Source organism: Nonomuraea rubra, from assembly GCF_014207985.1.
Classification (GTDB): domain Bacteria; phylum Actinomycetota; class Actinomycetes; order Streptosporangiales; family Streptosporangiaceae; genus Nonomuraea; species Nonomuraea rubra.
In genome coordinates this window covers 12,324,275-12,345,203 of record NZ_JACHMI010000001.1, presented here as the reverse complement: position 1 = coordinate 12,345,203, position 20,929 = coordinate 12,324,275, and the positions used below count along the sequence as shown (strand labels likewise).

General features: G+C 70.5%; 20 protein-coding genes, 1 tRNA gene and 1 pseudogene. 9 read left to right on the top strand and 13 right to left on the bottom strand.

The features are described from left to right. Positions 1-31: 31 nt before the first annotated feature. Both HD593_RS57215 and mptB read left to right on the top strand, forming a co-directional pair. A complete protein-coding gene (locus tag HD593_RS57215; protein WP_185111197.1) occupies positions 32-571 on the top strand; it encodes a DinB family protein in 540 nt (179 codons plus the stop codon). 323 nt (positions 572-894) lie between these two features. After that, a pseudogene (gene mptB / locus HD593_RS63070) lies at positions 895-1,893 on the top strand (polyprenol phosphomannose-dependent alpha 1,6 mannosyltransferase MptB); the annotation flags it as partial. 328 nt (positions 1,894-2,221) lie between these two features. Here the strand turns inward: mptB and HD593_RS63065 are convergent. Then, the gene (locus tag HD593_RS63065) at positions 2,222-4,585 is read right to left on the bottom strand and encodes a hypothetical protein (RefSeq protein WP_246547296.1); all 2,364 of its coding nucleotides are present in this window, start codon (positions 4,583-4,585) and stop codon (positions 2,222-2,224) included. Between the two features lie 59 nt (positions 4,586-4,644). On the opposite strand from HD593_RS63065, the gene HD593_RS57205 reads away from it, so the two are divergent. The 4 genes from HD593_RS57205 (at position 4,645) to serS (ending at position 8,640) form a co-directional block, all read left to right on the top strand. Continuing rightward, positions 4,645-5,853: a glycosyltransferase 87 family protein gene (locus HD593_RS57205; RefSeq protein WP_185111196.1), complete on the top strand. Its 1,209-nt coding sequence runs from the start codon at positions 4,645-4,647 to the stop codon at positions 5,851-5,853. A 22-nt stretch (positions 5,854-5,875) separates the two neighbouring features. Next, positions 5,876-6,295, top strand: a complete 420-nt coding sequence (locus HD593_RS57200) for a DUF4446 family protein (RefSeq protein ID WP_312904404.1) — start codon at positions 5,876-5,878, stop codon at positions 6,293-6,295. 66 nt (positions 6,296-6,361) lie between these two features. Further along, entirely contained in the window at positions 6,362-7,282 is a 921-nt protein-coding gene (gene pheA, locus HD593_RS57195) for a prephenate dehydratase (RefSeq protein WP_185111195.1), read from the top strand. 95 nt (positions 7,283-7,377) lie between these two features. Continuing rightward, positions 7,378-8,640 carry a serine--tRNA ligase gene (gene serS, locus HD593_RS57190; RefSeq protein WP_185111194.1) on the top strand — a complete coding sequence of 421 codons (1,263 nt, stop codon included), beginning with the start codon at positions 7,378-7,380 and terminating at the stop codon, positions 8,638-8,640. Here serS and HD593_RS57185 read toward each other — a convergent pair. Then, positions 8,604-9,938 carry a hypothetical protein gene (locus HD593_RS57185; protein WP_185111193.1) on the bottom strand — a complete coding sequence of 445 codons (1,335 nt, stop codon included), beginning with the start codon at positions 9,936-9,938 and terminating at the stop codon, positions 8,604-8,606. The genes serS and HD593_RS57185 overlap by 37 nt on opposite strands. Positions 9,939-10,195: 257 nt before the next feature. Then, the gene (locus tag HD593_RS57180; RefSeq protein ID WP_080043977.1) at positions 10,196-10,399 is read right to left on the bottom strand and encodes a cold-shock protein; all 204 of its coding nucleotides are present in this window, start codon (positions 10,397-10,399) and stop codon (positions 10,196-10,198) included. 250 nt (positions 10,400-10,649) lie between these two features. Here HD593_RS57180 and HD593_RS57175 point away from each other — a divergent pair, with 250 nt between their 5' ends. Further along, on the top strand, positions 10,650-11,420 hold the full coding sequence (locus HD593_RS57175; RefSeq protein ID WP_312904403.1) for an HAD family hydrolase: 771 nt from the start codon (positions 10,650-10,652) through the stop codon (positions 11,418-11,420). Here the strand turns inward: HD593_RS57175 and HD593_RS57170 are convergent. Together HD593_RS57170 and HD593_RS57165 are read right to left on the bottom strand one after the other, a co-directional pair. Beyond that, entirely contained in the window at positions 11,411-11,932 is a 522-nt protein-coding gene (locus HD593_RS57170; protein ID WP_185111191.1) for a bacterial proteasome activator family protein, read from the bottom strand. The two genes, HD593_RS57175 and HD593_RS57170, sit on opposite strands and share 10 nt — an antisense overlap. A 5-nt stretch (positions 11,933-11,937) precedes the next feature. Beyond that, the gene (locus HD593_RS57165) at positions 11,938-12,894 is read right to left on the bottom strand and encodes an NAD(P)H-quinone oxidoreductase (protein WP_185111190.1); all 957 of its coding nucleotides are present in this window, start codon (positions 12,892-12,894) and stop codon (positions 11,938-11,940) included. Positions 12,895-13,008: 114 nt separating this feature from the next. On the opposite strand from HD593_RS57165, the gene HD593_RS64915 reads away from it, so the two are divergent. Then, a complete protein-coding gene (locus HD593_RS64915; protein WP_312904402.1) occupies positions 13,009-15,174 on the top strand; it encodes a nucleotide-binding protein in 2,166 nt (721 codons plus the stop codon). Positions 15,175-15,224: 50 nt separating this feature from the next. Here the strand turns inward: HD593_RS64915 and HD593_RS57155 are convergent, their stop codons facing one another. Both HD593_RS57155 and HD593_RS57150 read right to left on the bottom strand, forming a co-directional pair. Continuing rightward, positions 15,225-15,653, bottom strand: a complete 429-nt coding sequence (locus tag HD593_RS57155; RefSeq protein ID WP_185111189.1) for a BP74-related protein — start codon at positions 15,651-15,653, stop codon at positions 15,225-15,227. A gap of 147 nt (positions 15,654-15,800) precedes the next feature. Further along, positions 15,801-15,890: transfer RNA gene (locus HD593_RS57150), tRNA-Ser, on the bottom strand. Between the two features lie 24 nt (positions 15,891-15,914). Between HD593_RS57150 and HD593_RS57145 the strand changes: the two genes are divergently transcribed. Beyond that, the gene (locus HD593_RS57145; protein ID WP_185111188.1) at positions 15,915-16,268 is read left to right on the top strand and encodes an STAS domain-containing protein; all 354 of its coding nucleotides are present in this window, start codon (positions 15,915-15,917) and stop codon (positions 16,266-16,268) included. A 6-nt stretch (positions 16,269-16,274) separates the two neighbouring features. Here HD593_RS57145 and HD593_RS57140 read toward each other — a convergent pair whose 3' ends face one another. Genes HD593_RS57140 through HD593_RS57115 form a run of 6 tightly spaced genes read right to left on the bottom strand, consistent with a single transcriptional unit; the run spans position 16,275 to position 20,925 of the window. After that, positions 16,275-17,120: an NUDIX domain-containing protein gene (locus HD593_RS57140; protein WP_185111187.1), complete on the bottom strand. Its 846-nt coding sequence runs from the start codon at positions 17,118-17,120 to the stop codon at positions 16,275-16,277. Between the two features lie 12 nt (positions 17,121-17,132). Continuing rightward, positions 17,133-17,858 (bottom strand): M15 family metallopeptidase, encoded by a 726-nt coding sequence (locus tag HD593_RS57135; protein WP_185111186.1) that lies wholly within the window; start codon positions 17,856-17,858, stop codon positions 17,133-17,135. A gap of 59 nt (positions 17,859-17,917) precedes the next feature. Then, positions 17,918-18,394 (bottom strand): universal stress protein, encoded by a 477-nt coding sequence (locus HD593_RS57130; protein WP_185111185.1) that lies wholly within the window; start codon positions 18,392-18,394, stop codon positions 17,918-17,920. Between the two features lie 13 nt (positions 18,395-18,407). Beyond that, complete coding sequence (locus HD593_RS57125; RefSeq protein WP_185111184.1) at positions 18,408-18,644, bottom strand: hypothetical protein; 237 nt, start codon at positions 18,642-18,644, stop codon at positions 18,408-18,410. Further along, positions 18,641-19,069 carry a hypothetical protein gene (locus tag HD593_RS57120; protein WP_185111183.1) on the bottom strand — a complete coding sequence of 143 codons (429 nt, stop codon included), beginning with the start codon at positions 19,067-19,069 and terminating at the stop codon, positions 18,641-18,643. The genes HD593_RS57125 and HD593_RS57120 overlap by 4 nt, the downstream gene beginning before the upstream one ends. Next, the gene (locus HD593_RS57115) at positions 19,066-20,925 is read right to left on the bottom strand and encodes an MDR family MFS transporter (RefSeq protein ID WP_246547294.1); all 1,860 of its coding nucleotides are present in this window, start codon (positions 20,923-20,925) and stop codon (positions 19,066-19,068) included. The genes HD593_RS57120 and HD593_RS57115 overlap by 4 nt, the downstream gene beginning before the upstream one ends. Positions 20,926-20,929: the final 4 nt, after the last annotated feature.

The window sequence follows — 20,929 nt, the reverse complement described above, 5'->3', positions numbered from 1 at the left end:
GACGCGCCCGTACCGCCCCTACAATTCCGGCATGCCTGACATCGACGAGCAGGGCCGTCCGGAGCCTCCCCTCGACGGCGACGAGCTCGCCACCCTCGTGGGTTACCTGGAGTTCCACCGCGCCACCCTCACCTGGAAGTGCGCCGGGCTGGACGCGGCCGGGTTCAAGGCCACCGTCGGGGTGTCGTCGATGACGCTCGGCGGGATGCTCAAGCACCTGGCGTACGTGGAGGACTACTGGTTCTCCCGGCACCTGCACGACCGCGAGGGCCAGCCCCTGTGGGCGACGGTCGACTGGAAGAGCGACCCCGACTGGGACTGGCACTCGGCCGCCGGGGACACGCCCGAGGAACTGCGCGACCTCTGGCAGGACGCCGTCTCCCGCTCCCGCCTCCTGCTCGACGAGGCGCTGGCGGACGGGGGGGTGGGGCGGATGTCCCGGCGCGCCTGGGCCGATGGGCGGCGGGTCAGCGTGCGGTGGATCCTCGTGCACATGATCGAGGAGTACGCGCGGCACAACGGCCACGCCGACCTGATCCGCGAGTCGGTGGACGGGCTGACCGGCGAGTGATCCGGCTCCCGTAACCGGGTTCCGCAGGTGACTGTGCTTCTTCGCCGGAGGGTGTCCGGCTGTCTTCCACAGGCGGCTGTGCTCTTTCTGGACGCCTCGGCCGGCTGTCCACAAGTGGCCGTGCTCTGCCTGGACGCCTCGGCCGGCTGTCCACAGGTGGCCCTGCTTCGTCGGAAGGCCCCTCGCGAGTGTGCTGGAATTTCCCGGTGACTTCGCGGACGCATCGCCATGAGGCGCGGGGCCGGCCCGCAGGGGCCGCCACGGCGGCGATCTGCGTCTCGATCCTGCTGACGATCACCATCGGCCTCCTGGGGCCGTCGCCGATGGTGCCCGGGCTGGGCGGCCCGGCCTGGCTCCCGCCCTTCTCCCTGGGCGTCGATCCCGAGCCACACCTGGTGATCGCCCTGGCGGCGGCCGCCATCATCCTCGGCGGCCTCGGCCTGCTTGCCGCACTCCTCGCCCTTCGAGCGCCGCTCGGCCTGCGGCGACTGCCCGACCCGCGACGGCTCGTCCTCCTCGGCTGCCTCGCCGCAGGCATCCTGGCGTTCCTGCCTCCCTCAGGCTCCGGCGACCACCTCAACTACGCCGCATACGGCCGGATGGTGACACTCGGCCTCAACCCGTACACCCACGGCGCCGTCCACCTCCCGGGCGACCCGATCGCGGACGCCGTGGAGGAGCCCTGGCGCGAGGAGCCGAGCGTCTACGGCCCGGTGGCCACGGCCGTACAGGCACTGGCGAGCTGGATCGGCGGCGACTCGCTCAAGCTGACGATGTTCGTCCTGGCCCTCGTCAACGCCGCCGCGTTCATCGCGACGGCCCTGCTCATCGACCGCTTCACCAGGGACGACCCCACCAGACGCCTCCGAGCGGCCCTGCTCTGGACGGCCAACCCCCTCCTGCTCTACCAACTCGTCGCGGGCATGCACGTCGACACCCTCGCCATCGCCTGCATGGTGGCCGCGCTCCTGGCCAGGAGCCGCCCCGTCGGCGCGGGCGCCCTGCTGGGGCTGGGGGTCGCGGTCAAGGTCAACGCCGGCCTGGTGGCTCTCGGGCCGGCGTGGGAGCTGCGACGACGCCCCGCCCGCCTGGCCCTCATGGCGGGGTGCGCGGTCGTGGTGGTGGTCGTCGGGTACGCGATCGTCGGTCCCGAGGCGATCGGGCCGATGACCCGTACGAGCAAGGCGATCTCCCATGCGTCCCCCTGGAAGCTGGTCCAGGGCTGGCTCCAGTCGCTCGTGGGCACCGGAAGCGCGTACCGGGGAGAGATCCAGATCGGCTCCCTCCTGCTGCTGGCGCTCACCGCCTGGGCGCTCCTCCGCCTGGCCGCACGCAGAGGCCTGCTGGGCGGAGGCCATGGCGACGCAGGCCATGGCAGCGGGGGGCCTGGCAGCCCGGGGTATGGCGGTGCGGGGCCTGGTGGCGGGCTGGAGGCGCCCGTTGTGGCGGTCGGGCTGGTGGTGGCCTACCTGTTCGCCACGCCGTACATCCTGCCCTGGTACGACGGGCTGGCGTTCGGGCTGCTGGCGCTGGTCGCGGCCTCCGCCCTGGACACGTTCGTGGTCGTGCACCTGCTGGTCCTGTCGCTGGCGTACCTGCCTGCCAGGGTGGAGGGGGTGCCGGCCGATCTCGGCTGGCTCAGCAAGGTGGTCAGGCCTCAGCTCGCCTGGGTGCTGCTGGCTCTGACCGCTGCCCTCCTGGTGTGGGCGTGGCGAGCTGCAGGGCACGTACGCAGGCCGCGAGCGTCAGCGGCACGGCCACCGTCAGGGCCATGGCGGGGATGGCGATGCCGGAGTCGTTCATCAGGAAACCGACGAAGGCGCACGTGAGGGCGCCGAACAGGCCCGCCCTGAACGCCGGCGCCTGCTGGTAGGCCAGGCCCAGTGCGGCGGCGCCCCAGCGCGAGGGCCGGGCCAGCACCAGGAACAGGAAGGCCAGCGCGACCAGCGAGAGGAGGGTCAGCGACCAGTTCCCCACGGTCACCCCGATCATGGCGCCGAACTTGCGTGCGACGACGGTCCACGCCTGGCCGTCGATGATCTGCTGCACGAAGTTGCCCAGGTGGGTCCGCTGGGTCTCCGGCCGCAACCAGTCGACGACCGACAGAGCACCCACGATCGCGGCCCCCACCAGGCCCACCACGACGAGCCTCGGCAACGACACCCGCTTGCCCGACAGCAACATCAGGAAGACGGCCAGACCGACCACGAACGCCGGAACGCCGCCGAAGTCCGCTCCCCACGACGGCCACCCGTCCGCGAAGACCGCGAATCCCCCGTACAACGTGCACAACGCGACGACCACGACCCTGGACACCCCCTTGCCGAGCAGCCACTGAGCGATCCCGGCGAGCCCGAGGACGGTGCCCGTGGCGCAGATGGCGAAGGCGATGTTGCTGAAGCCGTAGAAACGTCCTCCGGTCACGGGCTCGTAGCCGGTGACGGCGTTCACCTGGAGCGTCGAGCCGGTCATGACGTCGATGAGGAGGGCGAGCGAGGTGATGGCGGCGACGGTGGTGAGGGGGCCCAGCACATGTGTCCGCCACGGGCCGGCGAAGGCGACGGCGGTGATGAGACCGGCGATGGCGAGGATCGTGAGGATCACCGACAACATCGGCACCGGCAGGGTCCACCAGGGCACGAGCTGGGCCAGGAACGTGGACACGGCGATGGAGCCGCTGATCACCGCGACGATCTGGACGGACCTGAGCAGCTTGGAGGTGCTCGCATGGTGCGTGGCGCTCGCGTCCCGCATGCCGCTCACGTGCTGCTTGGGGGTGCGGCGGCGTAGGGCGAGGGCGGCGAAGGCGTAGAAGAGGAGCTGGACCGTGACCAGGACGGCGAAGAACGGGCCGCGCACGTCGCGCAGGACCTGGCTGGCGAGGTCTCCGTCCGCGAGCTCCGTCACCGTCTCGGACGTGGTGGCGGGGGCGGGGCCGCCGGGTTGCCAGGGGCGGCCGACCACCTCGCGGGCCGCGGGGAGACCGAGGAGCTGGATGGTGGTGGCGGTGAGATCGGTGATCGCGACAAGGGCGTCCTGGCGGGTGGAGGTCGCGGTGAGGTGGCCATGGGGGAACGGGCGGCCGTCCGGGGAGGGGCCGGTGGCGATGGCGACGTGGAGGTGGGCGTTCGGGGTCACGTCGGAGATGCCTGCCAGCAGGACGGTGGTGCCGGTGGGGAGCCGGCCGATCAGGGTGCCGATCTGCTGGTCCGCCTGCGTCACCGCCGTCTGGCGGGCGGTTGTGGAGAGGGGGGTGGGGACGCCGTACTCGTCGAGGGGTTGCTCGGCCCAGGCGTTGGCGAGGTCGGCGGCGTCGAGGACGATCAGGTTGTAGGGGGTGGGGTCGCCCAGGGTGTCGAGGGTTGGGGCGTATTTGGTGATATTTCCGGACTTGTCGGCTGCGGCCAGGGCGGCGCCCGGGCCGATCGCGGCGGTCTTGCCGCCGCTGTCCGCGACGAGCTGGCCCAGCGTGCCGAGCCTGGCGTCGTAGCCGGTCTCCGCCTGGTACGCCGACAGGGCGCGCCAGTTCGGGATCGTGGCGCCCTGGCCGGTCGGCTGGGGAGTGGGAGGCGCCTGGCAGCCCTTGCCCTCCACGCCGGCTCGCTGGCCTGCCGAGACGGTCAGCCAGCCGGCTGTGGGGCAGGTGATGCCGCGATCCGGGGGCGGGACGGCCCGGGTGGAGAGGGAGGCCGAGGCGCCCTCGGCGACCAGGCGCCACAGGTTCGGGGTTCTGGTCTCGTCGAGGTCGCTCCACTGGAGGCCGGGGACGCCGATGAGGGCCACGCGCCGCTGGGGGGAGGCAACCGACGGTCGTGCTGTCTGTGGGGTGGTGCGGGAGTCTGCGAGGGTGCCGGTGCTCGCGCCCGTTCCGGTGGCGCTCAGGGCGGGGCCGGCGGTGAGGGGGATGAGGGACAGGGCGAGGAAGGCGATGGCGAGGGGCCGGGCGGCTCGGTGGCCGAGGCGTGGGCGCGCCCCGTACCGGCCCTGAGGCGGGTACGGCGTGGCGTTCGGCATGTACGGACCCCCAGTAGTCTGCCCCTCGATCAACAACAGCCACGGTAACGTGCCACACCGTGACAAGTGGCGAGGCGCGGGTGATCCGGCGGCAGTGGTGGGCGTGGGCGATCGTGGTGCTCGTCGTCGCGGCGGCCGTGGCGCCCCTGGTGCACACGTGGCTGACCAACCCCGACGACCAGCGGCTCGTTGACCTGGACGTTTACCGTACCGGCGGCCAGATGCTGCTTGAGGGCCGGCCGGTGTACGACTACGTCACGCCCGCGCCGCAGCTGCTGCCGTTCACGTACCCGCCCATCGCCGCGATGCTGGCCGTGCTGCTGGCGGGGATGTCGTGGGAGACGGCGCAGTGGGTGTGGACGGCCGGGATCTTCGTGGCGCTGGCGGTGACGGTCGGGTTCTCCTTCCGTCGGCTCCTGGAGCGGCAGGACCTTCGGAAGTACGCGCCCTGGTTGTTCGCGCTGCTCATGGTGGTGTGCACGTACCTGATGCCGATCAGGGACCAGGTGCGGTTCGGGCAGGTGGACATCCTGCTGGTCGCCCTCTGCCTGGCCGACTGCGTGGCGAAGCGGCCGTGGTGGCCGAGGGGGTTCCTGATCGGGCTGGCCACGGCGGTCAAGCTGACTCCCGGCGTCTTCCTGATCTACCTGCTGGTCACGCGGCAGTGGCGGACGTTCTTCATGGCGTCGTTCGCGGCGGCGGTGCTCACGTTGCTGCCGTTCGCGGTGATCCCGCAGGACGCGGTGGACTTCTGGTTCTCGGCGCTGCTCGACCCCGAACGGCTCGGCGCGAACGCGGCCACCACCAACCAGTCGATCCGGGGCATGCTGATCCGGTTGTACCTGCCGCAGGAGTGGCTGACCTCGCTGATCTGGCTGGTGATCGTGGCCGTGGTCGGCTGGCACGGGTTCCGGGGGGCGCGGGACGCGTACCAGGCGGGTGATTCGCTGACCGCGGTCGCGCTGGTCGGGCTGATGGCGGTGCTGCTGTCGCCGGTCGCCTGGATCCACCACCTGGCGTGGGTGGTCGTGGTGATCGCGGCCATCGTGGGCGACGGGCGGGACCCGGTCAGGCTGCGGGTGGCTGCGGGGGTGTGGCTGTACTACGTGGTGCCGGTCCCGTGGTGGGGCGTCTCGCTGATAGCCGCCCAGATCCCCGGCGTCAGCCTGGTGCTCGGGAAGATCGTCCAGAACGGGTTCGGGCTGGGCGCGGTGGCCCTGGTGTGGTTGTTGGTGTCCTGGCTTCCGAAACGCCGACAGATCGCTTGACGCAACCATTACCCTCTGTGCCGTGCTCGTTACCACATGGGTGATCGTGGGCGTCGTCGCCGGGGTCAGTGGCGTGTTGATCGGCCATCTGGCGCTGCGCCAGGCCAAGGCCACGGTGGAGGACTGCCAGCGCCTGCTCTCCCGGCAGATCAGTGAGGGCCGGGGAGACCTCAAGGCCGTCAGGGACGTCGCCGTGTGCCAGTACGACGCGCTGTCGGAGATGACCGGCAGGATGTCGTTCTCGGTGGCGATGATCAACGGGCTGGGCGACGGGATCGTGCTGACCTCGATCAACGGGCGCAGCGAGACCCGGACCTACGTGCGTACCGTGGTGGGCGGGAAGGGGCAGCAGCCGCTGTCGCCGGAGGAGGAAGAGGCGGTCAGGGCCGCCAGGCTCGGGCACGGGCCGGTGGTCACCTGCCGGGCCTCCGAGCTGCTGTGAGCCGGCAGGTTCGGCCGCCGGGTGAAACGGCCGCGGGCGCTGTCCACCTGCGGATAGCCTGTAAGCATGCCCAGACTCGCCTATCTCGGACCGGAAGGGACCTTCACCGAAGAGGCCCTGCGGCTTCTCGACCCCACCGCCGAGCGGCTGCCCTGCGCGACCGTCAGCGCCGCGCTCAACGCCGCACGCTCCGGCGACGCCGACGGCGCTGTGGTGCCGCTGGAGAACTCCATCGAGGGTGCGATCACCACGACGCTCGACGAGTTCGCCTGGGGCGAGCCGTTGCTGATCAACGCCGAGCTGCTGCTGCCGGTGCAGTTCTCGCTGCTGGCCAGGCCGGACACCGAGATCCCGCACATCAAGCGGGTCTACACGCATCCGGCCGCCATCACCCAGTGCCGCGCCTTCATCTCGCGCGAGCTGCCCGACGCCGTCGTGGTGGCCGCCCCCTCGACGGCCGCCGCCGCGCAGGAGGTGTCGCTGCCCGGCTCGCCGTACGACGCCGCCATCGCCGCGCGCATCGCCGGTGAGCACTACGGGCTGGTGGAGCTGGTCACCGACATCGGTGACAGGTCCGACACCGTGACCAGGTTCGTCAAGGTGAGCCGCCCGGGGCCGCTGCCCGAGGCGACCGGCTCCGACCGCACCACGCTGGTGGTCTTCCTGGCCGACGACCACCCGGGCGCGCTGCTGGAGATGCTGACCGAGTTCTCCGTACGCGGGGTCAACCTGACGCGCATCGAGTCGCGGCCGACCGGTGACGGGATCGGGCGTTACTTCTTCCACTTCGACTTCGAGGGGCACGTCGCCGACGCCCGGGTGGGCGAGGCCATCGCCGGGCTGCACCGGATCTGCGGCGAGGTGCGCTTCCTCGGGAGTTATCCGCGGGCCGACGGCATGGTGCCGCAGATCAAGCGCGGCACGTCCGACCCGGAGTTCGCGGAGGCGGGCGACTGGCTGGCGAGGATCCGGTCGGGACAGGTCTGAGCCGTACGGGAAGGCACGGGTCCGTACGGAAGGCACAGGACCGGCCGTACGGAAAGCAGGGGCGGGACGCCTCTCCGCGCCGGTAGCCTTTCCTTGTGATTGACCTGCGTACCCTTCGTGAGGACCCCGACCGGCTACGGGCGTCGCAGCGTGCCCGCGGTGAGGACGACTCGGTCGTCGACACGCTGCTCGACCTCGACGAGCGCCGCCGATCCGCGCTGACCTCGTTCGAGTCTCTGCGCGCCGAGCAGAAGAGCATGGGCAAGTCGGTCTCCAAGGCGCAGGGCGAGGAGAAGGCCGCGCTGCTCCAGCGGGCCAAGGACCTCGCGGGCCAGGTCAAGACCGCCGAGTCCGAGGCCGAGAAGCTGGGCGCGGAGCTGGACGACCTGCTCCAGACGGTGCCGAACATCGTCGAGGAGGCGGCCCCGCACGGCGGCGAGGACGACTACGTCGTGCTCGAGACGTACGGCGAGCCCCGCGCGTTCGACTTCGAGCCGAAGGACCACCTGGAGCTGGGCGAGGCCCTTGGCGCCATCGACATGGAGCGGGGCGCCAAGGTCTCGGGCTCGCGCTTCTTCTTCCTCAAGGGCGTCGGCGCGCGGCTGCAGCTCGGCCTGCTCAACATGGCCATGCAGCAGGCGATCGAGGCCGGGTTCACGCCGATGATCACGCCGGTGCTCGTCAAGCCGGAGACCATGCAGGGCACCGGCTTCCACGTGTCCCACGACAAGGAGATCTACCGCCTCCCCGAGGACGACCTCTACCTCGTCGGCACCTCCGAGGTGTCGCTGGCCGGCTACCACGCCCAGGAGATCCTCAACGCCGACGAGCTGCCGCTGCGTTACGCGGGCTGGTCGTCGTGCTTCCGCCGCGAGGCGGGCTCGTACGGCAAGGACACCAGGGGCATCATCCGGGTGCACCAGTTCGACAAGGTCGAGATGTTCTCGTACGTGCGCCCCGAGGACGCCCAGGAGGAGCACCAGCGGCTGCTGGCCTGGGAGAAGGAGATGCTGGCCAAGATCGAGGTGCCGTACCGGATCATCGACACGGCGGCGGGCGACCTCGGCATGTCGGCGGCCCGCAAGTTCGACTGCGAGGCGTGGATCCCCACCCAGGGCCGTTACCGCGAGCTGACCTCGACGTCCAACTGCACCGAGTTCCAGGCCCGCAGGCTCGCCGTCCGCTACCGCGACAAGGACGGCAAGCCCCAGCACCTGGCCACGCTCAACGGCACGCTCGCCACGACCCGCTGGATCGTGGCGATCCTGGAGAACCACCAGCAGGCCGACGGCTCCGTGGTGGTCCCCCAGGCGTTGCGTCCCTACGTGGGGCTCGACGTGCTGGAGCCGGCGAAGTAGCTGCTCGCGCGGCGGGCGTCGTTCCTGATGACGGCGGCGCTCGCCAGCACCACCAGCCCGGTCGCCAGTACGGCGACCGCCACCGCGACCCCGTACGAGCCTGGCGCGCCCCGCGACCACCCCTCGAACGGCAGGTAGGCGCCCAGGTAGACGAGCGGCGCGGCCAGCACCCCGACGGCCGCCGGGAGCGGGCGCGCCCGGCCCACGATGGCCAGCACGAGGCACACCACTCCGCAGGACAGGCCCGCGAGCAGGCCGAAGAGCGAGAACGGCGGTTCCAGGAAGGACATCAAGCCGAACACGGAGTCGGCGCTGAACAGGAGCAGCAGGCCGAGGCAGGCGGCCATCGCGAAGCCCGTGTAGAGCACGGTGAACTGCCGCAGCCCCGCCCCCGCCGCGCCGAACACCATGCAGGCCGCCAGGAAGAGCGCCACGCTCCGCTCGGAGCCGAGGTCGACCTCCGCCGGTTCGGCCCCCGGCCACCCCACGCGCCGCCACGTGTCCGAGGTGTCGCGGACCGTGATGCCGTCCACGCCGTTCGCCACGACGACGATGTGCCCGCCCTCCTGCGGCTGCACGGCCAGCGACAGGGAACGCAGTGCGGACGCGTCGTCGTGCTGCCTGGTCAGGCGCTCCAACTCGTCACCGGACGGGGCCCACACGGTGCGCCAGGTGTTGCCGCTGTCGTCCGACTGCTCGACGCCCAGCCGGTCCTTGAGCACCTGGTAGCACCTGGTGGCCTGGTGGGGCACGCACTGGGCGCTCTGCCCCCTCGCGTCCTCGTCGTCGGTGGTGTCCGTCCACGTGCGGCCGCCGTCAGCGGAGGTCATCCCGCTGCCGAGGTTCGTGTGGACGTGGATCCTGCTCCCGTCCACCTCGACGGCCTCGGCGGAGAGCGGCGGGGCCGCGGCGCCGGTGGCGGTGACGGCGAGCACGGCCAGGGGCATCGTGACGATGATCCGCCACCGGGCCGAGGCGGGATGGTGGAGGGTGCGCCGGCGTACCCACCACGCCAGGGCAAGGGCGGGCAGCGCGAGCAGATCCGTAGGATCGGCCAGGACGCGCGAAGGGCCGGCCACGAGGGTCCAAGCCTGGGAAGCGAGCTCCGCGCCCGTCTCCGTGGTTTTGACGGCCGCGAAGAGGGCGCCGGTGAGCACCGTGGCCACCAGGTCGGCCCGACGCCAGAAGAGCAACGCCAGCAGCGCGGGCGCCGCGACGAGCCCGGCGACGTCGCTGAGCTTGCCCGTGACGAAGCCGGGCCAGGCCTGCTTGAGCAGGTGGTCGTTGACCAAAAGCACGAGTACCCCGGCAACGGTCACGGGGTGACACAACCACGCGTACCTCATACTCAGGTCGATGGCGTGGCGAGGCGGACGGTTCAAGGGTTGTGTGAGTCGAGTCACAGCCGTGACCGATCCGACACCGGATCCGTGATCTTTCTCACCTTCGGGCCCGCCCGCGGCCCGGATACCGGGTGACCGTTATGGCCGGCCCCCGGACAGCAAAAGACCGAGGCCCGCTGGGAGCGAACCCCGGTCTATCTCGCTGCTACAGGTTAGAGGGCCCGGACCTGAGAGGCCTGCGGCCCCTTCTGGCCCTGCGTGATCTCGAACTCGACCCGCTGGCCGTCTTCAAGGCTGCGGTAGCCGTTGCCGACGATCTCGGAGAAGTGAACGAACACGTCCGGCGCACCGCCGTCCGGGGCGATGAAGCCGAAGCCCTTCTCGGCGTTGAACCACTTGACGGTTCCCTGAGCCATAAAAGCTCTCCCTCAGGATGTGAATCTATGGGACCCACACCTCGTGGGTCCCGGTGTGTCGTACAGCAAGCACCCGGGGTGGCTCAGACAAAGTCATGCTGGTTTTCACTACGGGATCAGCTAATACAACGCCATCACATCTAACACCATTCTGGAGCGTTGGTGTTCCCGTCCTCAGGAAGATTTCTGTCAGGCGGCATCACCGGGCAAACTGGAACCTGTTATGCAGAGTCTTCCCGCACCGCGTCTAGTGGCCACCGACCTCGACGGAACCGCGCTGCGTACCGACGGAACCGTGTCTCCCCGCACGGTCGCCGCCTTCGGCAAGGTCGAGGAATCCGGGGCTGTGCTGGCCTTCGTGACGGGGCGTCCGCCCCGGTGGATGGGCGGGGTGGCCGCCGCGGTGCGCCACCGTGGCCTGGCCATCTGCGCGAACGGGGCCCTGATCTACGATCTCCATACCGAACGGATAGTGGAATCTCACCTCATCACCGTGGAGGTACTCGAGGAAGTCGTCGCTCAGCTAAGAGCGAACGTGTCCGAACTCGTATTTTCGGTCGAGTATGAAGCCGGTTTTGCGCATGAGTCCGATTTCCGGCTGGGTGGCCTGGACCGCCGCCTCGGCGCGGTGGAGATCGACTCGGTGACCGCCAAGCCGTGCGCCAAGCTGCTGGCCCTGCACCCCGGCATGGGCGCGGACGAGCTGCAGGCCATCGTGCACGAGCTGGTGGGGCACCTGGTGACGGCCACCCACTCCAGCCGGAGAGGCCTGATCGAGATGAGCGCCCAGGGCGTGACGAAGGCGAGCGCGCTGGCGGCGTTCGCCGCCGAGCACGGCATCAAGGACACGCAGACGGTCGCCTTCGGTGACATGCCGAACGACCTGCCCATGCTGAGCTGGGCAGGTACGTCGTACGCGGTCGCCAACGCACACCCCGACGTGCTGGCTGCGGTCGATCACGTGACCGCGACCAACGACGACGACGGTGTCGCGCGGGTGATCGAGGAGCTCTACAGGTAGGGCCCCGTGCCGCCGTGCGGGCGCTGGCCCTCGTCACCGGGCACACCAGGCACGCCGGGCAGCGCCCTGCGCATCTGCTCGAGCTGGGCCCGAGCGGCCATCTGCTGCGCGAACAGCGTGGTCTGGATGCCGTGGAACAACCCTTCGAGCCAACCCACGAGCTGGGCGTGCGCGATGCGCAGCTCCGCCTCGCTGGGCGGCGTGCCGTTGTCGTCGGTGAACGGGAGCGAGAGCCGCTCCAGCTCGTCGACCAGCTCCGGCGCCAGCCCGTCCTCCAGCTCCTTGATGGAGGACTCGTGGATCTCCTTCAGCCGCTTGCGGCTGGCCTCGTCGAGAGGGGCCGCGCGGACCTCCTCGAGAAGCTGGCGGATCATGCTGCCGATGCGCATCACCTTGGCGGGCTGCTCGACCAGGTTGGTGACCGATCGATCATCTTCGCCGTTATCGCCCTGACCTTGGAAGTCGGGGCCCACCACCACGATGTGGGGGGTGTTGTTGTCCTCAGCATTCATAACACTCACCGTACTAGCAGGATCTTGCCGACGTGCTCCCCCGAATCCAACATTCGGTGAGCTTCCGCGGCCTCGGACATGGGGACCTCCGCGTACACGACGGGGCGGACCGCACCCGCTCCGACCAGGGGCCATACGTTGTCGACCACGCTCCGTACGATGACGCCCTTGTCGTCGACGGGACGGGCGCGCAGCGTCGTGGCGTGCACCGACAGGCGCTTGGACAGCATGGCGCCGAGGTCGATCTCGCCCTTGCGCCCGCCCTGCAGCCCGATGATCACCAGCCGCCCGCCGGTGCGCAGCGCCCGGACGTTGCCCGCGAGGTACTTCGCGCCCATGATGTCGAGGATGACGTCGGCGCGAACCTTGTCGGCGAAGTCCTCCTCGCGGTAGTTGATGACCTCGTCCGCGCCGAGCTCCCTGACGCGCTCGCCCTTGTCCGCCGAGCCGACGGTGGTGACGACGTGCGAGCCGAGCGCCTTGGCGAGCTGCACCGCGAACGTGCCGATGCCGCTGGCCCCGCCGTGCACCAGCAGCGTCTCGCCCCTGCGCAGCCGGCCGACCATGAACACGTTGGACCAGACCGTGCACGCCGCCTCGGGCAGCCCGGCGGCCTCGCGCAGCGACACCTTCTCAGGCACCGGCATGACCTGCTGCCACGGTACGGCTACGCGCTCGGCGTAACCGCCGCCACCGAGCAGCGCGCACACCTCGTCCCCCGGCTTGAACTGCTCCACGTCCGCCCCGACCTCGGCCACCACCCCGGAGACCTCCAGCCCCGGGTACGGCGGCGAGCCGGGAGGCGGGTCGTAGAATCCCTGCCGTTGCAGGACGTCGGCTCGGTTCACCGCCGAGGCGGTCACGTCGACGAGCACGTCTCCGCGCTCGACACGTGGCTCCGGCACCTCGCGCCACTCCAGCACCTCTGGTCCGCCCGGTGTGGCGATCTCAATGGCTCGCATGCGAACCACGGTAGCCGGGCAAAGAAGTTGTGGGTTGCCGGGCTGCGCGGGACCCCATGGCGTTAACCTGCAAGGTATTTGCTGCCCCTTTAGACCCACCCGAGGGGGAACACGGTGGCAAGACACGATCGAGAGGAATCTCTCGAGGAACAGCTGGCCTGGCTGGACGCGATCAAGGAGACGGAGGAGTCGCCTGTCCCTGTCGGCGCCTCCGCCGCTCCCGCCGACGAGCCGGTCGCTTCGCCGTACCCCAAGGACCCGTGGTCGCTGGTGCCCCAGCACCACGACACCCCGACGCCGCCGCTGTTCCGCGCGGCCGTGGACTCCGTGTACGGCGCCGAGGCGGCCGAGGAGGTTCCCGAGCGGGAGAGCGAGGCCGGGGAGTGGCTCGGGGAGGCCACCGTCAAGGTGGAGCCCGCGGCGCCCGCCGACGATCCCTTCCACGCGCCGCTGAAGCCGCTGCCGCGCCCCGACGACACCGACGCCTACCCGTCCCTGTCGTTCACCCCGCCCGGAACCCAGCCCGGGAGCCAGACCGGAAACCAGCTCGGGAACCGGACCGAAACCCCGGCCGGCACTCCGAGTGACACTCAGACCGGCACTCCGGCCGATGCCTCGCCCGAGCAGGCCGCCCCTCAGCCCGAGCGGGCCGAGGAGACGACGTGGCCGCCTTCGGGGGAGGAGACGGCGTGGGTGACGCCGCCTGACTGGCCGCGACCGGCCGCCGAGGAGGCCGCTCCCGCCGGGGAGTCCTCGCGCGCGGAGGAGCCTGCCCACGTGGAGGAGGCCGCCCGCGCGGAGGAGGAGCTTCCCGCGGTCGGCGAGAAGGGCGCCTGGGCCGACACCCAGCCGCGCAACGAGCGGCCGTCCTGGGAGGAGAACGAGCGGCCGTCCTGGGAGGAGCAGGCCGCCGAGGCGGAGCCGTCGCGGACGCTGCCGCGCGCCGACTTCTCGCAAGGGGCCGAGTCGTCACAGACCCGGCCGCGCAGCGACCTCCCGCAGTGGAGCGATCCCGAGGCCCGCGCCCAGGAGCAGCGCCTCACGTGGTCGGAGCAGCAGGACCGTTCCCACTGGAGCGAGCAGCGCTCGGACCAGACCGACCGGAACGAGCGCCCGGCGGATCGCCCCGGCTGGAGCGACGAGCCCGCCGACCGCTCCGGGTGGGGCGATCAGCCTGCCGAGCGCGCGCACCAGCCGGAGCACCGCAAGCAGCAGGACCAGCGGCCGCAGTGGACCGAGCAGCACGAGTGGCGCCCCGCCGAGCGCGAGATCCCGCCGCCCCCACGCCGCCGCCCCGCCCCCACCCCGGTGTTCACCGCCTCACCCAGGCCGCCGATCACCGGCCGCCCCACCGCCGAGAGCCTCGACCCGGAGTCCCTGCTACGCGGACGGCGTAACGCCCCCTCCAAGGGCTGGCGCCGCCTGGTCTACCGGGCGTCCGGCGGCTGGATCAAGCCGGGCGAGTCGCCGGAGGTGCGCCGCCGCCGCGAGCTCGTCACCAGGGCCCGCACCCCGGTCACGGCCGGCCACCACCGCGTGGCCGTACTCAGCCTGAAGGGTGGCGTGGGCAAGACCACGACCACGGTCGGCCTCGGCGCCACCCTGGCCCAGATGCGCGGCGACCGCGTCATCGCGGTGGACGCCAACCCCGACAGGGGCACGCTGTCCGACAAGCTCGTCCTGGAGACCTCGGCCACCGTCCGCGACCTGCTCAACGAGCGGGACCAGGTCAAGCGGTACGTCGACATCAGGGCGTTCACCTCGCAGGCGCCATCCCGGCTGGAGGTGCTGGCCTCCGACCGCGACCCGTCGGTCTCCGAGGCGTTCAGCGGTTCCGACTACCAGGCCGTCTCCCAGGTGCTGGAGAACTTCTACTCGATCTGCATCACCGACTGCGGCACCGGCCTGCTGCACTCCGCCATGGGCGGCGTGCTCGGGCTGGCCGACCAGATCGTGCTGGTCAGCTCCCCGTCGGTGGACGGCGCCAGGGCGGCCTCCGCGACGCTCGACTGGCTGGAGGCGCACCACTACGCCGACCTGGTCAAGAACGCGACCGTGGTGCTGTGCAGCGTCAGGCCCCGGTCGAAGTCGGCGGTGGACATCAAGAAGCTGGAGGCCCACTTCGCCGCCAGGTGCCGTGCGGTGATCAGGGTGCCGTACGACCCGCATCTGGAGGAGGGCGCGGAGATCGACCTTGACCGGCTCCAGGAGCCGACGAGGGAGGCGTACCTGCAGCTTGCCGCCTGCGTGGGCGACGGCTTCGCGGGGCTGCGGGACTGACCCCGGGCGCACTGCCGGTGCGGTCACCGGCAGTGCGCGGCACGTCGTGGTTACGGCGCGGGCAGCTCCCTGACCAGCCTGGAGGTCCACGGGCAGTAGACCAGCCCGGGCAGGAAGGCGCCGCCCGCCTCGTCCAGGTGGTCCTCGACGTAGGGGATCGTGGCGTCGCACACCTCGATCGCCACGTCGAAGAAGTCGACGGTCTCGGGCCGGAAGTGGTAGCTCCAGCGGGCGTTGTACGGGGCGGACTGCTTCGCGATCCGGCCGACGACGTGGGGCCGCTCGTTCGTCACGCCGTTGACCAGGTCGCGCGCATGCTGGATCTTGGCGGGATCGGTGAGCTGGACGACGAACTGCTCCCGGGTGATGTCGGTCATCACGAAGTACGCCGCCGGGGCCGCCGTGGCGGGCGGGGCCGCTGACAGGACGGCGAGGGCGGCGGCCAGGGGAGCGCCGATCTTACGGGTGATACGTCGCACGAGGTACCTCCAGTACGGGGGTTGAGATCCACAACCCTTCGACACGGACGGTAGCGACGTGACTACGCAGTGTGACACTAGCGGGGCGGCCACACACTTCTGGCTTGACCGGGAACGGCTCAGCGTGCCTCACGGCACGTCAGGAACTGGCGGAGGGTGTGGGATTCGAACCCACGAGGCCATCGCTGACCTGGCCGCTTTCAAGGCGGCTGCACTCGTCCACTATGCGAACCCTCCTGTGCGGAAACCACGATAGCGGCTGTGGTGACAGGGGTGTACGTTCAGGAGGTGGCGGATCTCAACGTCGAGGTGCAGCGCGGCGACTGTGAGGCGCTCGTGTGCCTTACCGGTGATCTCGACAAGCTCACGGCGCCACTGCTGAAGGACGCGCTGGTGCAGTTGTTCACCGAGGGCCGCGTGCAGATCGTGATCGACGCCGCGGAGCTGGACTTCTGTGACTCCAGTGGCCTGTGGGTGCTGGTGGAGCACCAGCGCAGGGTCTCCGCGCACGCCGGCTCCTTAGGCATCGTGGGCGTCCACGGGGTGCTGCGGCGCGTGCTCGACGTGACGGGGCTCAAGGCCGCCTTCGACCGCGTCGTCCACGCGGAGCTCTAGGCCGCTCTAGACCCCGAGCTGCGACAGCAGCCACTTCGGGCCCACGGTCTCGGCGCCCAGGCTGCCCACCCGTTCCTTGAGGCCACGGTCGGCCGTGACCACGAGCACGCGCTCCCACGGCTTGGCCTGGCGTACGACGTCCACGATGGCGTCGTCGCCGCTGCCCGTGGCCGCGACCACCTGGATGCCCTCCACGGCCGGCGCGCTGCGCGCGGCGCCCTCCACGACCGCCACCATCCTCGGATACCACTGCGCCAGCACGGGATGGGCCAGCCGCAGCACCGAGACCTCGCGCAGCAGCCTGGTCGCCGCCCCCAGCCGGTCGTTCCACCAGCCGCGTTCGGCTCGGGCGCCGATGATGTTGGCCACGTCCAGCACGATCGTCTCCGGCCTGATCGCCTCCTGGATGTCGCTCCACGTCGCGGCGAACCCGGGATGCAGCCTCCGCTCGGTGATCTCGGGCAGCGCCAGCCAGCGCAGCTCGGTGCTCTCGCGGTTGGCGGGCGCGGCGGCCAGCAGCTCGGCCGATTCGGCGATCACCGTCTCGAACGCCCACCCGCCGTGGTCGTCGAGGTAGACGCCCTGCACCCGCAGGCCGTCACCGGCCAGCGCCGCCTCCTCGCGGGCCTCGCGCAGCGCGCTGGCGACCGCGTCCTCGTGGCTGTCGCGGGCCCCGCCGGGCAGCCCCCAGGTGTTGCCGTGGTGGCTCCACCAGGAGCGCTTCTGCATGAGCACGTACGGCACCCCGGCGTCGTCGTGGTGAACGACGAGCAGCCCCGAGGCTCCGTGCACGCCCCAGTGCCTGTGGCCTTGGGCGCACTCCGTCCAGCCGTCGCCGTCCCTAGCCGTCATGCGGCAATTCTCTCAGCCTCCGCCCTTGGAGAAATGCTGGTAGTCCTTGGCCCCCGACCAGTAGCCGCCCCACTCCCAGCCCACCTGGGCGAAGGCCCTGACGACCTTGTCGCCCGGATTAATCACACCTTTACCCTTAATTGGGCGCTCGGTGAACTTCTTGGCATTTTGGTGTGCTGTGGTGCCGCTTGCGGTGACATATGGGTTCTGCTGGGGATTGATGTCTATTGCTTCCCCGTATGCGTGATTTGACCAGTTGCTCGACCCGGTCGCACGCCGGCAGTTGAAGGCCGAGGTGTTGTTGGCGTCGATCGAGTCGAAGTCGTCCGCCTTGAAGGCGTCCACCAGCTTCATCTGCTCGATGGGCCAGCGCCAGTCGTACAGCTTCTTGAAGACCGTCTCGATGTCGTCGGTGACCGTCCTGCGCACCACCAGCTCGCCGGTGTGCGGCTTGTTGTCGAAGCCCCAGTACGACAGCGTCACCAGCCGCAGGTCCCGGTAGTGCACCGGGCAGCCGGGTCGCCAGGAGTAGGGCAGTTGCTCGCGGGAGACCCGCGAGACCTTCGAGCTGAACGCGGGCGGCCCCGTGGAGGTGGGCGTCGCGGGTGCGGGCGTGGGTGATTCCGGCGCTTCCTGCGCGGGAGCCGAGGTCGCGGGCGCGGGCACGGAGGCCGGCTGGCCCGCGCCGCACGAAACGGTCCCGAGCACCACGAGCGCCAAGGCGGCAGCACGTCTCATCTGGCCACCATATGCGACGTCTGGCCAGGTCAGCGGGCTATCGGCGCCGAGTCGCAGGGTCAGGGCACGACCAGCACCGTACGGTGTGCCCGTTTCGCCAGATGGGCCGCCACCGAACCACGCCAGGGCGAGCGGGAGCGGCCCACGACGATGCCGTCGGCCATGTGCGTGCTGGCCAGCGACTCCAGCGCCCTGGCCGGGTCGCCGCGCAGGCTGACGAACCGCCAGCGCACCCCGGCGCCGCGCAGCTCGTCACGCAGCTCCTCCGCCAGGTCGGCGCCCGAGTCGGGGATGATCGGCGACCCGGCGAAGAACCAGAGCGAGGCGGTGTTCAGCGACTCCACGAACGCGATGAGCAGCGTGGCGTCGTCCCGCCGGGCGAGCCCGGCCGCGTACGCCAGCGCGTTGCGGCTCGGGCCCGACCCGTCGAAGCCGACGACGAGCAGGCCGGCGCCGTCCTTGCCGATCTCGAACTGACCTGCGGGGAGCCGGCCCGCCACGGGCTCCCACTGCGGGTCGATGCCATTGCCGGACACGGCATGACTCGCGTCAGGAGTCGGCGTGCTTGCCGCGGCGGGCCAGGTCGCGCAGGGCGTCGGCCGCGTAGACCACGAGGGCGACGAACGAGAGCGCGGCGATCCCGCCGCCGAGCCACAGGTCGTTGACCGTCGCGTCCAGGTACTCGGCGCCACGCGGCTGGTAGCCGACCGCGAACGGGGCCGCGACCAGCCACAGGCCGGCCAGGAACAGCACGATCAGGGCGGCCACGCCCAGCTTGGCCTTCATCGGTTCTTCTCCACTCCGACCAGGGAAGGCTTGCCGTTCTGGCGGTGCTCGCCAGTGCGGGGGTTGTGGTTCAGGTCCTCGCGCAGCGCCTCGACCAGCGGCGCGAGCAGGCTGGCCAGCTCGGCGGACGACGCCTGCGGCGCGGCGGCCACCGGCACGGGCTCGGGCTCCGGCTCGGGCCTGCGCGGCTTGGGCACGACCAGGCCGCGGACGACGAGCTCCTCGTGGATGGCCAGCACGAAGGCGATCGCGCCCACGAGACCCACGACGGCCACCCCGAGACCGGCGAAGAACTCGGACTGGGTGGCGTTCGTCCAGTCGGCGCCCTCGGGCTGGGTGCCGAGGGCGAAGGGGGCGATCATCAGCCACAGCCCGGCTAGCACGGCCAGGGCCGCCGCGACGGCGCCCACGAACTTGCGAATCATTGCGAGATTCCTCCTGTTACGAGGTCTTTCTGTGGGGGCGTGGCCTGCGCGATCAGAGCGCGCGAGGTGGGCCGCAGCACGTCCTGCACGACCGATCTCGCCCGCTCGCGCTCCGAGCGGTCGTCAGGCGGCGCCATCCTGGCGACGGCGGTGAGGAGCGCGGAGGGTTCACCGTTCACCCGCTCGACGCGCTGGGCGATGAGCTCCAGCAGGAGCCCGGCCAGGACCAGGTCGTCCTTGCCGAGCGGCTTGGCCTCGGGGGCCGCGGGCCCGCCCGACCCGCGCAGCGGCAGCTCCTTGAGGAAGAGCGTGGCCAGGAAGCCGAGCAGCGCGATGGGCACGCCGACCAGGAACACGGTCTCCAGGCCGCGGGTGAACGCCTCCAGCACGATGTTCTTGATCGGGCCAGGCAGGTGCTGGATGGCGTCGGGGCTGCCGAGCTTGACGTCCGAGCCGCCGGGCAGCTTGATGCCCGCCGCCTTGACCATCTCGGCGATCTCGTCCTTGAGCCGGCTCGTCAGGATGGCGCCGAACGCGGCCACGCCCACCGCGCCGCCCAGCGACCTGAAGAAGGACACACCCGAGGTGGTCGAGGCCATGTCCTGCGGCTCGGAGCCGTTCTGCGCGGCCAGGATGAGCATCTGCATGGACAGGCCGAGCCCGACGCCCAGCACCGCCACGTCGAACCCGATCAGCCACTCGCTGGAGTCCACGTGCAGCCGGGACAGCAGGAACAGCCCGATGGCCACGATGAGCAGGCCCGCGACCGGGAAGATCTTCCACTTGCCCGTCTGGGTGACGATCTTCCCGGAGATCACGCCGGCCAGGAACAGCGCCACCACCATGGGCAGCGTCATCAGGCCGGAGTTGGTCGGGCTGAGCCCCTTGACGATCTGCAGGTACTGCGGCAGGTAGATCATCGCGCCGAACATCGCCATGCCGACGAACAGCGAGGCGAGGCTGGTCAGCACGAACGTCGGGTTGCGGAACAGGCGCGGCGGCAGGATCGGGTTGCGTGCGGTCCGCTCCGACAGCACCGCCAGGGCCAGCATGAGCAGGGCGACCGCACCCAGGAAGTACGTCCAGCCGGAGTTCCACTCGAACTCGTTGCCGCCCAGCGTCAGCAGCAGCATCAGCGCGCTCGCGCTGGCCGTGATCGTCGTGGCGCCCCAGATGTCGATCGAGGTGCTGCGCTTGACCCTCGGCAGCTTCAGCACCTTCTGGATCACGAAGAAGGACACCAGCGCGAACGGCACCACCACGTAGAAGCACCAGCGCCAGCCCAGCCAGTCGGCGTCCACGATGAACCCGCCCAGCAACGGCCCCGCGACCGTGGAGATCCCGAAGACGGCTCCCATGTAGCCGGAGTAGCGGCCACGCTCGCGGGGGGAGACGATGTCCCCCAGGATCACCTGGGACAGGGCCGACAGCCCGCCAACACCCAGGCCCTGTACGGCACGTGCCGCGATGAGCTGCCCCATGTCCTGCGACAGGCCCGCCACGAGCGACGCCGCGACGAACAACCCCAGTGCGCTCTGGAAGAGCAGCTTGCGTCCGAACAGGTCGGACAGCTTGCCCCACAGCGGTGTGGAGACCGTCATCGTCAGCATGGTCGCGCTCGCGACCCATGAGTACTGGTCCTGACCGCCTAGCTCCCCCACGATCGTCGGCAGCGCGGTGCCCACCACGGAAGTCGAGATCATCGACGTGAGCATCGCGAGCATGAGCCCGGACATGACCTCGAGGATTTCGCGGTGCGTGTAGGTGCGCTGCTTCGTGAGGGACGCGGTCTGCGCCTGGGCTACCAAGACACAACATCCCCTTCTTACAGTTTTATCCGACTTGAGTATACGCATGTTT